This is a genomic window from Streptomyces luteoverticillatus, assembly GCF_003970715.1.
In the GTDB taxonomy this organism is placed as follows: Bacteria; Actinomycetota; Actinomycetes; order Streptomycetales; family Streptomycetaceae; genus Streptomyces; species Streptomyces abikoensis.
Window position 1 is genome coordinate 2,426,408 of record NZ_CP034587.1, and the last position, 14,112, is coordinate 2,440,519.

Here is a 14,112-nt window from a genome sequence, read left to right on the forward strand (position 1 = left end):
TTGTCATACGGTTCTTCCGGAAGATCCGTTAAGCGAGGTTCCGGCGGTGAGAGCCATGGCGTCCTCGGAGGACCGGGACCGGCTCCGGGCGGTCCTGGAGGCGCTGCCGTCCGGCGCCCTCCTGCAGAGCCCGGCCGACGAGATCCTGGCCGTCAACCGCAGATTCGTCGCCATGTTCGACCTCGACGGGAGGGCCGACCTCTCCCCCGGCGCCCCCATGCGCCCGGTCGTCCCGCTCGTCCGGGCGTTCTACACCACCGACGTCTCCCAGCCCCACGCCCCGGACGAGATCCTGGCCCGCCGCCACGTCCACCGCGTCGCGGAGATCCCGCTGACCGACGGACGGATCATCCGCCGCCGGGTCGAGCCGCTGCGCGAGAACAGCGCGTATCTCGGTGCCCTGTGGACGTTTACGGATATCAGTGACGCCAAACGGCGCGAGCACGACCTGAAGCGCGACAACGCCGCGCTCACCGAGCTGGCCCGCCAGCGCAACGCCTTCACCGCCGCCGCCTCCCACGAGCTGCGCACCCCGCTCACCTCCATCGGCAGCTTCGGCGAGCTCCTGGCCGACCCCGCCTTCGGCACCCTCACCACCGAGCAGTCCTCGTTCCTCGACGCCATCCTGCGCAACGCCGCGCGGATGCAGCGGGTGATCTCCGACCTGCTGCTGACCACCCGGATGCGGGCCGTCGGGCCGGAGCTGGAGTTCGCCCCCGTGGACGTGCCCGACATGCTCGCGGAGGCCCTGCTGGACCACATGGGAGAGCTGGAGGCCGCTGGCGTCTTCGCCGTACTGGACTGCGAGAGCGGCCCCGCCCTGCGCGGCGACCGCCACCGGCTCCGGCACGTGATCGGCAATCTGCTGGAGAACGCCGCGAAGTTCACCCCGGCCGGCGGCCGGGTCGGCATCACGGCCGCGCCCCGGGGCGTCCACTGGGACATCGAGGTCGCCGACACGGGCATCGGCATCCCCGAGAAGTACCGCCACGAGATCTTCACCGGCTTCGTCCGGGCCCCCAACGCCCGCTCCGGCGGCTACCCCGGCACCGGCCTCGGCCTCGCCATCGGCCGCACGGTCGTCGAACGGCACGGCGGCACGATCGCCGTCGGCGGCCACGAGGGCGAGGGCGCGGTCTTCCGCATCCGGCTGCCGATCGCGGGCCCGTCAGCGGGACCGCCACAGGACGCCACGGGGGCGGCGTCATGACCGGCGTCCTCGTCGTCGAGGACGACCCCGACGTCGCCCTCGCCCTGCGCGTCCTGCTCACCCGCAGCGGCTACGAGGTCACGACCGCCGACGACGGCCGGGAGGCCCTGCGGCTGCTGTTCGCCGAGCGCCCCGGGCTGATGATCCTCGACATCGGCCTCCCCGGCCTCGACGGCTGGGAGGTGCTGGAGCGCACCCGCGACATGAGCGACCTGCCCGTGCTCCTGCTCACCGCGCGGGGCGCCGAGAGCGACCGCGTGCGCGGCCTGCGCGCCGGCGCGGACGACTACCTCCCCAAGCCCTTCGGCAACGACGAGCTCCTCGCCCGCGTCGAGGCGCTGCTGCGCCGCAGCGCCCCCACCCGCTGGGCCGGCGACTCCTTCGGCGACGACGGGCTGCGCCTGGTCCCCGAGCGCCGCTCCGCGGTCTGGCAGGGCCACGAGATCCGCCTCAGCGACATCGAGTACCGCCTGCTCCAGGTCCTCGTCCGCAACCGCGGCCGGGTGATCACCACCGACCAGCTCCTCGACCGGGTCTGGGACGACCCGGAGGGCACCGGACGGGAGCGCGTGAAGTTCGCGGTCCTGCGGCTGCGGCGCAAGCTCCGCCAGGCGGCGGGCGACGAGGCGGCCGACCCCCTGGAGGCCGTGCGGGGACTGGGCTACCGCTACCGGCCGGAGTAGCCCCGGGAACGGCTGGAGCGCCCCCCGGAACGAACGGGACCAAAGTCCCGAAATCCGTTCGCTACCGTCCCGCAACCAAACCCCATCCGACCCGGCAACCGAGACAACCCACTCTCTGGAGCTGTCACCGCCCCCGACAGCCCCAGGAGCCCCGCATGTCCCTGCCGCCCCGCAGCATCGCGATCGTTCTCGGTACGCGTCCCGAGCTGGTCAAGCTCACCGACCTCGTGCGCCTCCTGGGACCCGCCGCCCACCTGGTCCACACCGGCCAGCACTACGACGAGGAGCTGTCCGGCCGCTTCCTGACCGAGCTGGGCCTGCCCGAGCCGACCTTCCTCACCGGTGTCGGCGGGCAGCCGCGCGCCGTGCAGATCTCCGCCGCCCTCGCCCAGCTCGACGCGCTGTTCACCGCCGAGCCGCCGCTGGCCGTCGTCGTCCAGGGCGACACCAACGCCGCCCTCGCCGGCGCGCTGTCCGCCAACGCCCGCGACATCCCGCTGCTGCACGTCGAGGCCGGTCTGCGCAGCCACGACCGCAACATGCCCGAGGAGCACAACCGCGTCCTCATCGACAGCATCGCCGACGTGCTGTGCGCCGCCACCGAGGACAACCGCGCCAACCTCCTCGCCGAGGGCGTCGCCGCCTCCCGGATCGCCCTCACCGGCAACACCGTCGTCGAGGCCGTCCGCAACCAGCTCCCCGGCGCGGCCGAGCGCGCGGCGCTGCTGGACCGCCACGGGCTGACCGCCGACGGCTACGTCCTGGCGACCGTCCACCGGCCCGAGAACACCGACTCCGCCGAGGCGCTGCGCGCGATCCTGACCGAGCTGGGCGCCCTCGCGACCCCCGGCCGCCCGGTCGTCCTGCCCCTGCACCCGCGCACCCGCGCCCGCGTCGAGGCCGCCGGCCTCACGGACCTGCTGGCCCCGCTGACGGTGACGGCACCGCTCGGCTACTCCGAGTTCCTGGCCCTCGCCCGGCACGCCGCCCTGCTGGTCTCCGACTCCGGCGGCATCCAGGAGGAGTGCACGGTCCTCGGCCGCCCGCTGGTCGTCGTCCGCCGCTCCACCGAGCGCCCTGAGGCCATGGCCGACTTCGCGGACCTGGTCGAGCCGGGCCGCGCCATCGGCGAGGCCGCCCGCCGCCGCCTCGCGGAGGGCCCGGAGGGCCTCGCCCGCCTGGCCGCCCTGCCGAGCCCGTTCGGTGACGGGCTGGCGTCGGACCGCATCGTCGCGCTCCTGGCCGCCGTGGCGGCCCCCGCGGAGCTGGCCGCCGCCGCGTAGCCACGCGCGACCGCCCGGCAAGCCGCCCCCACCTAGACGCCGCCCTCGCCGCCCTCGACGCCCGGAGCCTTACCCCCGCATGTTCTCCAGCCCCTTCCTCCTCGCCTTCCCCTTCTTCCTCCTCCTCTGCTTCCTGCTCTACTGGGCCGGCGCCCGCCACGCGTACACCCGCCGCCCCGCCGTCGAGAACGGCGACCCCGGCGCGTTCGACTGGCACTTCTTCGTCCCCTGCCGTGACGAGGAGGCCGTCGTCGGCACCACCGTCACGCGGCTGCGCGCCGACCACCCGGGCGCCCACGTCTGGGTCATCGACGACGACAGCGAGGACCGCACCGGCGCCATCGTCGCCGCCCTCGCCGACGAGGACCGCCGGGTCCACCTCGTCAGCCGGCGCCGGCCCAACGCCCGCCAGGGCAAGGGCGCCGCGCTCAACGCCGCGTACGACGAGCTGAACCAGTTCCTGTCCAAGGACACCGACCGCGAGCGCGTCGTCGTGTGCGTCATCGACGCCGACGGCCAGCTCGACCCGCACGCCCTCGCCCGCGTCAGCGGTCCCCAGGGCTTCGGCGACCCCGAGACCGGCGGCGTGCAGGTCAGCGTCCGGATGCGCAACACCGAGGACCCGCGCCCGCTGCCCGACCGCGGCCGGGCCGCCAACGCCTTCGCCCGGCTGCTGGTGCGCATGCAGGACATGGAGTTCTCCGTCTCCAACGCCGGCATGCAGCTGCTGCGCGGCCGCACCGGCTCCGTCGGCCTGGGCGGCAACGGCCAGTTCACCCGACTCGCCTCCCTGGACCGCATCGCCGCCGCCGAGCGCCGCCCCTGGCAGCGCGGCGCGCTGCTGGAGGACTACGAGCTGGGCCTCCACATGATCCTCAACGGTGACCGGATATCCCACATAGCCGACACCTGGGTCTCCCAGGAGGGCCTCCCGCACGGCCGCCGGTTCCTCACCCAGCGCACCCGCTGGGCCCAGGGCAACCTCCAGTGCGTCCGCTACGCGCCGCGCATCGTCTCCTCCCGCCACTACGGCGGCAAGGGCGTCCTGGAGACCCTGTACACCTTCCTCCAGCCCGTCGCCCACCTGGTCACCCTCGCGCTGTGCGCGGTCATGTTCACCCTGCTGGGCATCACCGCCGCCGAGGACGGCGTGGGCGAGGCGTTCGGCGGCATGCTGGCCCTGTGGCCGCTGGTGATCGCCCTGGCCGTGGTCTCCGTGACCCCGTTCGTCCTGTGGGGTCCGGTCTACCGCCGGGACCGCGCCGACGACCGCTCGCTGCTGACCGCCCTCCTGTGGGGGCTGGCGCTGTGGGTGTACGCCTACCATCTCTTCCCGGCGTCCGCCCGGGGCTTCGTCCGGATGCTGCGCGGCCGCAACGGCTGGGCCAAGACCCGCCGCAACGCCGAGAGCACCACCTCCGGCCCGGTGGCCATCGAGGCCTGAGCCGCCTTCGCGTGAAACCACTCCGCACGAAACCATGAGTTCGGTCACAGAACCGACCGACGAGGCAACCTTCCGCTCCGTTCCGCCATCTGACCGCCGGTGATATTTATGCCCGGAACGGTTCCGGGTGGCGGAACGGAGCGTTGTGCGCACACCACAACTCAGCAACAGAACACATTTGCTGCTGCTCACCGGGTGGGCAGTGCTCTGGTTCATCGTCGTGGAGCCCAGCGGCGGATTCTCCTGGCACTATCTGCGCACCGGCGGTGAGCTGATCTACGACGGGGGATCCTCCGGCGACGGCGGCCTCAACCTCTACGCACGCCACCCCGAGCTCCAGATGGGCCCCATCAGCTTCCTGGTGGCCGGCCTGTTCAACCCCTTCCCTGCCATGGTCGGCCAGGTGCTGGCCGAGGCGCTGATGTCCCTGCTGGGCCTGGTGATCCTGGTCCTGGCCGGCCGCAGCGCCGCCCGGCACCTCCTGGGCACCGGCACCAACCACCAGCGGCTGCGGCAGCGGGTCCTCATCGCGGGCCTGGCCTTCATCCCCATGTGGATCGAGGTCTCGGTCCGCTTCGCGCATCTGGACGACGTCCTCGCCCTGTTCTTCACCGCGCTCGCCGTGCGCTATCTGACGCGCTGCGACGCGGCGGCCACCGGCATCTGCATGGCCCTCGCCCTGGACTCCAAGCCCACGGCGATGGCCTTCCTGCCGCTGCTGCTGGCGCTGCCCAAGGAGCGGTGGCTGCGGGCGGGGCTGTGGTGCGTGGGCCTCGTGGCCGTCGCCTGGCTGCCGTTCTTCCTCGTCGCCCCGGACTCCTTCGCCGCCGCGAAGTTCACCATCCCCAACAACCCGGCGTCCGCGCTGCGCTGGCTGGGCGGCAACACCCCGCAGACCCCCGACTGGGCCCGCCCCGCCCAGGCGGCGCTCGGCCTCGGCCTGGGCGCGATCGCGGTCTGGCGCGGCCGCTGGGCGGCCGTCGTCCTGCTGGGCGCCAACGCCCGGATCGTCCTCGACCCCAGCGTCTACACCTACTACACGGCCTCGGTGCTGCTCGGCACCCTGCTGTGGGACGTGTGCGGCCAGCGGCGGCTGGTGCCGTGGTGGAGCTGGATCGCGCTGCTGGTGCTCTACGGCAGCGTGTTCCTGGTGCCCGACGAGTCGGTCAAGGGCCTGATCCGGCTGGGCTTCGTGGTGGTGTCCACGGCGTACGTCCTCTTCGCCCCGGTACGGGACCGGCGGGACCGGAACCAGCACAGATCCCTCGACCGGGTGGAGGAGGAACCCGTGACGGGGCCGTGGGGGCCCATGTGGGACCCGGGCCGGACGAGGCCGTGGGAGGCGCGACCGGTCAGCGAGCGCTGATCCCGTTCCTCATGCGATACGGCCGCGGCCGGGTCACCCCCACCGAAGTGGGGATGACCCGGCCGCGTCGTATCAGGCGTGAATCGCCCTGTCGGCTCAGGCGCCGGGGAGCGAGGCGAGCTGCGCGCCGATCCGCTCGATGTCGGCCTCGGCCGTCGCCAGCCGCGTACGGATCTTCTCCACGGCGACCTCGGCGGCCTTGGCCAGGAAGGCCTCGTTGCCCAGCTTGGCCGTGGCCTGCGCCTTCTCCTTCTCGGCCGCGGCCAGCGCCTTGGCCAGGCGCTTGCGCTCGGCCTCGACGTCGATCGTGCCGGACAGGTCGAGGGCGACCGTGGCGCCGACGACCGGGAGGGTCGCGGTGGCGTGGAAGCCGTCCTCGGCGGGCTGGAGGCGCAGCAGCTGACGGATCGCGCCCTCGTGGGCGGCGAGCGTCGTGCCCGACAGGTCGAGCTTCGCCGGGACGCGCTGGCCGGGCTGGAGGCCCTGGTCGGCGCGGAAGCGGCGGACCTCGGTGATCACCTGCTGGAGGTTCTCGATCTCGGCCTCGGCGGCGGCGTCACGGAAGCCACTGTCCTTCGGCCAGTCGGCGATGACGACCGACTCCTTGCCCGTGAGCGTGGTCCACAGCGTCTCGGTGACGAAGGGCACGACCGGGTGGAGGAGCTTGAGGGTGACGTCCAGGACCTCGCCGAGCACGCGCGCGGAGACCTTGGCCTGCTCGCCGCCCGCCATGAAGGTCGTCTTCGACAGCTCGACGTACCAGTCGAAGACCTCGTCCCACGCGAAGTGGAAGAGGGCGTCGGACAGCTTCGCGAACTGGTAGTCGTCGTAGTAGGCGTCGACCTCGGCGACCGTCGCGTTGAGGCGCGACATGATCCAGCGGTCGGTGGCCGACATCTGCTCGACCGGCGGCAGCTCGCCCTCGACCGTCGCGCCGTTCATCATCGCGAAGCGCGTGGCGTTCCAGATCTTGTTGGCGAAGTTCCGCGAGCCCTGGACCCAGTCCTCGCCGATCGGCACGTCGACGCCGGGGTTGGCGCCGCGCGCGAGGGTGAAGCGGACGGCGTCGGAGCCGTACTTGTCCATCCAGTCCAGCGGGTTGACCGCGTTGCCGAAGGACTTCGACATCTTCTTGCCGAACTGGTCGCGGACCATGCCGTGGAGGGCGATGGTGTGGAACGGCGGGGTGCCGTCCATCGCGTACAGACCGAACATCATCATCCGGACGACCCAGAAGAAGAGGATGTCGTAGCCGGTGACGAGGACGGAGTTCGGGTAGAACTTCGCGACGCTGTCGGTCTTCTCGGGCCAGCCGAGCGTGGAGAACGGCCACAGGCCGGAGGAGAACCAGGTGTCGAGGACGTCCGTCTCCTGGTGCCAGCCCTCGCCGGCGGGCGGCTGCTCGTCCGGGCCGACGCAGACCATCTCGCCGTCCGGGCCGTACCAGACCGGGATGCGGTGGCCCCACCACAGCTGACGCGAGATGCACCAGTCGTGGAGGTTGTCCACCCAGTCGAAGTACCGCTTCTCCATCTCCTGCGGGTGGATCTTGACCTGGCCGTCGCGGACGGCGTCGGCGGCGGCCTTGGCCAGCGGGGCGGTCTTCACCCACCACTGCATGGACTGGCGCGGCTCCAGCGTCGTCTTGCAGCGCGAGCAGTGACCCACGGAGTGGGTGTACGGGCGCTTCTCGGCGACGATGCGGCCCTCGGCGCGCAGGGCGCCGACGATCGCGGAGCGGGCCTCGAAGCGGTCCAGGCCGAGGAAGGGACCGTGGGTGGTGATCACGCCGTGCTCGTCGAGCACGGTGATCGACGGCAGGTCGTGGCGGCGCCCGATCTCGAAGTCGTTCGGGTCGTGGGCGGGGGTGACCTTGACGGCACCCGTGCCGAACTCGGGGTCGACGTGCTCGTCGGCGACGACCGGGATGCGGCGGCCGGTCAGCGGCAGCTCGATCTCGGTGCCGACGAGGTGCTTGTAGCGCTCGTCCTCGGGGTGGACGGCCACGGCGGTGTCGCCGAGCATCGTCTCGGCGCGGGTCGTGGCGACGACGATCTCCGAGTCCCCGGAGCCGTACCGGATGGAGACGAGCTCGCCCTCGTCGTCCTGGTACTCCACCTCGATGTCGGAGATGGCGGTCAGACAGCGCGGGCACCAGTTGATGATGCGCTCGGCGCGGTAGATCAGCTCGTCGTCGTAGAGCTTCTTGAAGATCGTCTGGACGGCCTTGGACAGACCCTCGTCCATGGTGAACCGCTCACGGCTCCACGCCACACCATCACCCAGGCGACGCATCTGCCCGGAGATCTGACCACCGGACTCGGCCTTCCACTGCCAGACGCGCTCGACGAACGCCTCACGGCCGAGGTCGTGGCGGGACTTGCCCTCCTTGGCCAGCTCGCGCTCGACCACGTTCTGCGTGGCGATACCGGCGTGGTCCATACCGGGCTGCCACAGGACCTCGAAGCCCTGCATGCGCTTGCGGCGGGTGAGGGCGTCGATCAGCGTGTGCTCGAAGGCGTGGCCCAGGTGGAGGGAGCCCGTGACGTTCGGCGGGGGGATGACGATGGTGTACGGCTCTTTGTCGCTCTTGGCGTCGGCCTCGAAGTAGCCCCGCTCTACCCAGCGCTCGTACAGCGGCCCCTCTACCTCGGCCGGCGCGTACTGGGTCGGCAGTTCGGGGTTGCTGTCGTTCGGCCCGCGGTCGGGGCTCTGCTGAGTGTTCTCGGTCACGGACCGAATTCTACGGGGAGGGGCCGACAGCTCACGAACCCGTTTCCGCCCCGCCGCATGGCTCGAATAAGCGATCGACAAAGATGACGTGCACCTGACCCAGGCACGACCAGTACGCGAGAGAGCGACGATGAGCCATCACCAGCCGGGACCGTACGGCCAGCCGCCGCAGCCCAGCCCCTACGGCCAGCCCGGCTACGGCTACCCGCAGCAGCCCGCGCAGGCACCGGCCGCCGGCCCGTACGGCGCCGGCGCCTACGGCTACCCGCACCCGCAGGCTCACCCGTACGGCCAGCCGGGGCCCTACGGCCAGCCGGGGCCCTACGGCCAGCCCGGCCCCTATGGCCAGCCCGACCCCTATGGCCAGCCCGACCCCTATGGCCAGCAGCCGGGCATGCCGATGCCGTACCCGCCGCCCCTCCCCCCGCACAACAGCAACAAGGGCAAGGCCATCGGCATCGCGCTGGGCGCGGTCATCCTGGTCGGCGCGATCGTCGTGGGCGGCTTCGTGCTGATGTCGGGCGGCCACGGGGGTGGTGGGACCGGCGGGGGCGGCAAGGACGGCGGCGGCCCGGTCACGGAGGCGGGCCCGCGCCACAAGCTCGTCACCCCCGACACGATCCTGGCCGGCGAGTATCGCAAGGAGACCGGCGCGGACCTGCCGGTGCTGGGCTCGGACGAGAAGGCCGACCTCCGCCACATGGGCGTCGCCGACCCGGAGACCATCTCGGGCGCGTACGAGACGGGCAGCCCGGGGCCGACGCAGAAGAAGGTCCGCTTCACCGGCGCCTGGGGCCGCATCAAGACCCCGGAACGCGTCGTGGACGGCATGTTCGCGTCGCTGGGCGCCGCGCTCAAGAGGGACGACGGCGACGGCGAGGGCCGCATGGAACTCGAGGGCACCGCGGAGCGCGTCTCCCCCTCCGGGCTGGACGACGGCGCGGTGATGAAGTGCCAGCACACCCACCTGATCGGCACCACCGCCCCGGGCGGCAAGCCCATCACGATGCAGATGTGCGTCTGGGCCGACCACAGCACGACGGAAGCGGTGTTCAGCCTGGACACGGCGGCGGTCCTGGCGGGGAAGAAGGTCCCCCTGGCGGAGGCGGCGGAGCTGACGTCGAAGGTGCGCAAGGACACGCGGGTGGAGCTGACGAAGTGACAAGCCGTCGCGTGCGGGCCACGGTGCCGGCAGGGACGACCCTGCTGACGCTGACGGCACTGACGGCACTGACGGCACTGACGCTGGCAGGCTGCGCCAGCGCCGACCGCAACTCCGCGACCCGTCCGACGGCGATCCCGTCTGCCACAACGACGCCGAGCTCATCGCGGCACTACCGCCTGACGACACCGGACACGATCCTGGACGGCCGCTACAAGAAGGCGCCCGGGGAGGACAAGGACGTCGCCGCGGACCAGCTGAGCCGGGCGACGCTCCTCCTCGGGGTGACGAACGGGCAGCGGGTGCACGCCGTGTACACGACCGAGCTCCGCAAGGACATGAGCTTCACCGGTATCTGGGGCCGGGTCGAGGACCCCGAACGCTCGGTCGACATGCTGTTCCTGAGCTCGGCGACGGCGGCGAGGAAGGACAAGCGCCTCAGCACGTTCACCTGGTCGGGCAGCCCGCAGAGGCTCACGCCCGACGGCCTCGGCAAGGACACGGTGCTGAAGTGCCAGGGCACGCGCTTCACCCTCGCGGGCACCGACGACAAGCCGACGCACATCAGAACGCTGTGCGCGTGGGCCGACCACGACACGGTCGGTACGGTCTCCCTGGCCGACGCGTCGTTCGCCCGCTACGGGCGTGACATCCCCCTCGACCGAGCGGCCGAACTCACCGCCGGCCTCCGCCACGACACCCGCGCACCCGTCCCCCGCTAGCACACAGGGGAGTTGTTCCGAAACCGTTGCGGGGCCGAGGTAAAGCCGGAATAAGCCATCGGGAAAGATGGCGCAGAGCTGTCGCGTGTCGCGTGAGAGAACTGCAGAGAACTGCGTCGAAGAGGAACTGATGAGCTACCCCCAGCCGGGCCCGTACGGCCAGCAGCCGCCGCCCAACCCGTACGGCCAGGGCGGCGCCCCCGGCCAGCCCGGCTACGGCTACCCCCAGCAGCCCCCCGCCCCCTACGGCGCCCCGCCGCCCCCGCCCCCACCGCCGGGCGCGCCCTACGGCGCCCCGCCCCAGCCGCAGGGCTGGGGCCAACCCCAGGCCCCCCAGCCCCAGGGCTGGGGCCAGCAGCCGGGCATGCCGGGCGGCTACCCGCCCCAGCCGAGCGGCGGCGGCGCGGGCAAGGCGATCGGCATCACGGTGGGCGTACTGGTCGTGGTGGGCGCGATCGTGGGCGGCGTGCTCTTCCTGAACGGCGGCGGTAGTGGTGGCGGCGATGTGAAGCCGTACACGATGGACCTGCCGGTCTCCTTGCTGGACGGCAAGTTCGTCGAGGCCCCGACGCCGGCGGGCGCACAGAACCAGCCGAAGAGCCTCGCCGACAACGAAAAGGCCAAGGCCGCGGGCATCGAGAACGGCACGTCGGTGAGCAAGGCGTACACGAACCCGGAGAAGCAGGCGCTGTCGGTTGGCGGCACCTACGGCACGATCGCCGACCCCAAGAAGACCGTCGACGCACTGATCGCCCAGTCGGACGAACAGCAGTCCCAGCTCGCGTCGAAGGTAGGCGCCAAGATCGAGACGACCACACCTTGGACGGACTTCTCACCGAGCGGCTTCGACGGTGCGGTACTGAAGTGCCGGACGCAGAAGACCACCAGCTCCTACGGCAGTTTCTCCTCCGAGTCCGAGGTCTCTGCCTGCGTTTGGGGCGACAAAAGCGCGGTGGGCATCGTCCAACACCAGATCTCGAAGAGCAGCAACCCCTATGGCGGCGCCACCGCAGCCACCGGCAACGTCATGTCAGCCCAAGAACTCTCCGACGCGACCGCCAAGATCCGCAACCAGGTCCGCAAGGAGAAGTAGCCCTCCAGCAGGCCCCCGGCCGCCGCGCATACCCACCCGGCATCGCGGCGGCCGTTGCGTTGCGCCAGCGGAAATCACCACATAAGACCGCCCGAACGAGTGATCGTTCGCCATTAGTCGGAAGCACAGGCGTTCCCGCTCCTAGCTTCGGGCCATGGTTACTTCACACCACGAGGCGGCTCACCGGATATTCCAGGACCGTCCTGAGCTGCTCGACCCCGTGTTCCGGATCCTGGGCGTGCCCTTGCCGGAAAAGGCAGCCGTCGAGGTGCTCACGGCGGACGTCACGGAAATCAGGCCTCTGGAGCGCCGCGTGGACAGCGTGCTGCGCATCGGTCCTCCGGACGGCAGTGAGGGCTTCATCCTCGCCATCGAGGCACAGGGGCGGCGCGATCCGGACAAGGCGATCAGCTGGGCGTACTACCTGTCGTATCTGAAGTCGAAGTACGGGTGCCCGGCACTGCTCCTGGTGGTCTGCCAGGACAAGGCGACCGCCAACTGGGCTGCTGGTCCCTTCCGCCTGGGGCCCGAGGGCTGGACCGCGCTGTCACTTCACCCACTGGTCCTGGGACCTGTGAACGTCCCGGTGATCACCGACCCGGACCGGGCTGCCCGGAACCTGGCACTGGCGACGTTCTCCGCCATCACGCATGGCAGCGACCAGGAGGCTCCGGCCATACTGGAAACACTGGCCCGTGCGCTGAACACGGCCGACCCGGAGTCCATCGCCTACTACTCGGAACTGCTGGAAATCGGCCTGGGAAACACCCCGGCGCGAGACATCTGGAGGAACCTCATGCCGCGTACTTACTTCCCCGGCCGTGGCACCCTCATCGAGCAGACGTGGCAGGAGGGTGAGGCCCAGGGCCGGCTGCAGGAACGTGCCGAGTCGGTGCTGCGCGTACTCGAGCAGCGGAAAATCCCCGTGTCCCCCGAGATCCGCGAGCGCGTTCTGACCTGCACCTACCTCGACACCCTGGGGCAGTGGCTGGACCGTGCCGTCACCGTCTCCACAGCCGAGGAAATCTTCACCAACGGGTACTGACCCCTGATGCACGCCCAAGGGGGCGCCCCCGCCGTCCGGCGCGGGCGCCCCCTCAGCGCGTACTCCGCAAAAACCTACGCGCTCTTCTCGTGCCGTTCCCCCGGCTCGTTCCCCCGCGTGCGCGGAACGAGCGTCGGGTTGACGTTCGACTGGACCACGTCCGCCGTGATGACGACCCGCGCGACGTCCTTGCGCGACGGGACCTCGTACATCACCGACATCAGGACCTCTTCCATGATGGCGCGCAGACCCCGCGCCCCCGTCCCCCGCAGGATCGCCTGGTCGGCGATGGCCTCCAGGGCCGGGCGGTCGAAGTCGAGCTCGACGCCGTCGAGTTCGAAGAGGCGCTGGTACTGCTTCACCAGGGCGTTGCGCGGCTCGACGAGGATCTTGAGGAGGGCCTCGCGGTCGAGGTTGTGCACCGAGGTGATCACCGGGAGGCGGCCGATGAACTCCGGGATCATCCCGAACTTCACCAGGTCCTCCGGCATGACCTCCTGGAACTGGTCGCTGGCCTCGATCTCGCGCTTGGAGCGGATCGTGGCGCCGAAGCCGATGCCCTTCGCGCCCGCGCGGGACTCGATGATCTTCTCGAGGCCGGAGAAGGCGCCGCCCACGATGAACAGGACGTTCGTCGTGTCGATCTGGATGAATTCCTGGTGGGGGTGCTTGCGGCCGCCCTGGGGCGGGACGGAGGCCGTGGTGCCCTCGAGGATCTTCAGCAGGGCCTGCTGGACGCCCTCGCCCGACACATCTCGTGTGATCGACGGATTTTCGCTCTTTCGGGCGACCTTGTCGATCTCGTCGATGTAGATGATGCCGGTCTCGGCCTTCTTGACGTCGTAGTCGGCGGCCTGGATCAGCTTCAGCAGGATGTTCTCGACGTCCTCGCCGACATAGCCGGCCTCCGTCAGGGCCGTGGCGTCGGCGATGGCGAAGGGGACGTTGAGCATGCGGGCCAGGGTCTGGGCGAGCAGCGTCTTGCCGGAGCCCGTGGGGCCGAGCAGCAGGATGTTGGACTTGGCCAGTTCGATGCCGTCGTCGCGGTTGTGCGCGCCGTTCTCGCCGGCCTGGACCCGCTTGTAGTGGTTGTAGACGGCGACGGAGAGGGCCTTCTTGGCGGCCTCCTGGCCCACGACGTAGCCCTCGAGGAACTCGTAGATCTCACGGGGCTTGGGAAGCTCCTCCCAGCGCACCTCGCTCGTCTCCGCGAGCTCTTCCTCGATGATCTCGTTGCAGAGGTCGATGCACTCGTCGCAGATGTACACACCAGGACCCGCGATGAGCTTCTTCACCTGCTTCTGGCTCTTGCCGCAGAACGAGCACTTGAGCAGATCGCCGCCGTCACCGATGCGTGCCACGAGGTGCTTC

General features: G+C 70.9%; 11 protein-coding genes. 9 read left to right on the top strand and 2 right to left on the bottom strand.

The window, feature by feature from the left end; translation table 11 throughout:
• Nucleotides 1–55 precede the first annotated feature (55 nt).
• From EKH77_RS10410 to EKH77_RS10430, 5 genes are all read left to right on the top strand, one after another.
• Complete coding sequence (locus tag EKH77_RS10410) at nucleotides 56–1,210, top strand: sensor histidine kinase (protein WP_126914127.1); 1,155 nt, start codon at nucleotides 56–58, stop codon at nucleotides 1,208–1,210.
• Nucleotides 1,207–1,893 carry a response regulator transcription factor gene (locus EKH77_RS10415; protein ID WP_126914128.1) on the top strand — a complete coding sequence of 229 codons (687 nt, stop codon included), beginning with the start codon at nucleotides 1,207–1,209 and terminating at the stop codon, nucleotides 1,891–1,893. Before EKH77_RS10410 ends, EKH77_RS10415 begins: the two co-directional genes overlap by 4 nt.
• Before the next feature lie 155 nt (nucleotides 1,894–2,048).
• Nucleotides 2,049–3,176 carry a non-hydrolyzing UDP-N-acetylglucosamine 2-epimerase gene (wecB, locus tag EKH77_RS10420; protein WP_126914129.1) on the top strand — a complete coding sequence of 376 codons (1,128 nt, stop codon included), beginning with the start codon at nucleotides 2,049–2,051 and terminating at the stop codon, nucleotides 3,174–3,176.
• Between the two features lie 79 nt (nucleotides 3,177–3,255).
• Nucleotides 3,256–4,620, top strand: coding sequence for a glycosyltransferase (locus EKH77_RS10425; RefSeq protein ID WP_126914130.1), 1,365 nt, complete (start codon nucleotides 3,256–3,258; stop codon nucleotides 4,618–4,620).
• 178 nt (nucleotides 4,621–4,798) lie between these two features.
• Nucleotides 4,799–5,986 carry a hypothetical protein gene (locus tag EKH77_RS10430; RefSeq protein WP_276319219.1) on the top strand — a complete coding sequence of 396 codons (1,188 nt, stop codon included), beginning with the start codon at nucleotides 4,799–4,801 and terminating at the stop codon, nucleotides 5,984–5,986.
• Nucleotides 5,987–6,082: 96 nt separating this feature from the next.
• Here EKH77_RS10430 and EKH77_RS10435 read toward each other — a convergent pair whose 3' ends face one another.
• A complete protein-coding gene (locus EKH77_RS10435; RefSeq protein ID WP_126914132.1) occupies nucleotides 6,083–8,719 on the bottom strand; it encodes a valine--tRNA ligase in 2,637 nt (878 codons plus the stop codon).
• Between the two features lie 130 nt (nucleotides 8,720–8,849).
• On the opposite strand from EKH77_RS10435, the gene EKH77_RS10440 reads away from it, so the two are divergent.
• From EKH77_RS10440 to EKH77_RS10455, 4 genes are all read left to right on the top strand, one after another.
• Complete coding sequence (locus EKH77_RS10440; RefSeq protein ID WP_126914133.1) at nucleotides 8,850–9,881, top strand: hypothetical protein; 1,032 nt, start codon at nucleotides 8,850–8,852, stop codon at nucleotides 9,879–9,881.
• Nucleotides 9,878–10,603 carry a hypothetical protein gene (locus EKH77_RS10445; RefSeq protein WP_126914134.1) on the top strand — a complete coding sequence of 242 codons (726 nt, stop codon included), beginning with the start codon at nucleotides 9,878–9,880 and terminating at the stop codon, nucleotides 10,601–10,603. Before EKH77_RS10440 ends, EKH77_RS10445 begins: the two co-directional genes overlap by 4 nt.
• A 130-nt stretch (nucleotides 10,604–10,733) precedes the next feature.
• Entirely contained in the window at nucleotides 10,734–11,696 is a 963-nt protein-coding gene (locus tag EKH77_RS10450) for a hypothetical protein (RefSeq protein WP_126914135.1), read from the top strand.
• Between the two features lie 220 nt (nucleotides 11,697–11,916).
• Nucleotides 11,917–12,741 (top strand): hypothetical protein, encoded by an 825-nt coding sequence (locus EKH77_RS10455; RefSeq protein ID WP_430980984.1) that lies wholly within the window; start codon nucleotides 11,917–11,919, stop codon nucleotides 12,739–12,741.
• Between the two features lie 74 nt (nucleotides 12,742–12,815).
• Here the strand turns inward: EKH77_RS10455 and clpX are convergent, their stop codons facing one another.
• Complete coding sequence (clpX, locus tag EKH77_RS10460) at nucleotides 12,816–14,102, bottom strand: ATP-dependent Clp protease ATP-binding subunit ClpX (protein ID WP_126914137.1); 1,287 nt, start codon at nucleotides 14,100–14,102, stop codon at nucleotides 12,816–12,818.
• Between the last annotated feature and the right edge of the window lie 10 nt (nucleotides 14,103–14,112).

Bases quoted from the DNA above. Each gene is read 5' to 3' on its own strand.
- EKH77_RS10415 (WP_126914128.1), top strand. From the start codon at position 1,207: ATGACCGGCGTCCTCGTCGTCGAGGACGACCCCGACGTCGCCCTCGCC.
- EKH77_RS10410 (WP_126914127.1), top strand. From the start codon at position 56: ATGGCGTCCTCGGAGGACCGGGACCGGCTCCGGGCGGTCCTGGAGGCG.
- EKH77_RS10440 (WP_126914133.1), top strand. From the start codon at position 8,850: ATGAGCCATCACCAGCCGGGACCGTACGGCCAGCCGCCGCAGCCCAGC.
- EKH77_RS10425 (WP_126914130.1), top strand. From the start codon at position 3,256: ATGTTCTCCAGCCCCTTCCTCCTCGCCTTCCCCTTCTTCCTCCTCCTC.
- wecB (WP_126914129.1), top strand. From the start codon at position 2,049: ATGTCCCTGCCGCCCCGCAGCATCGCGATCGTTCTCGGTACGCGTCCC.
- EKH77_RS10450 (WP_126914135.1), top strand. From the start codon at position 10,734: ATGAGCTACCCCCAGCCGGGCCCGTACGGCCAGCAGCCGCCGCCCAAC.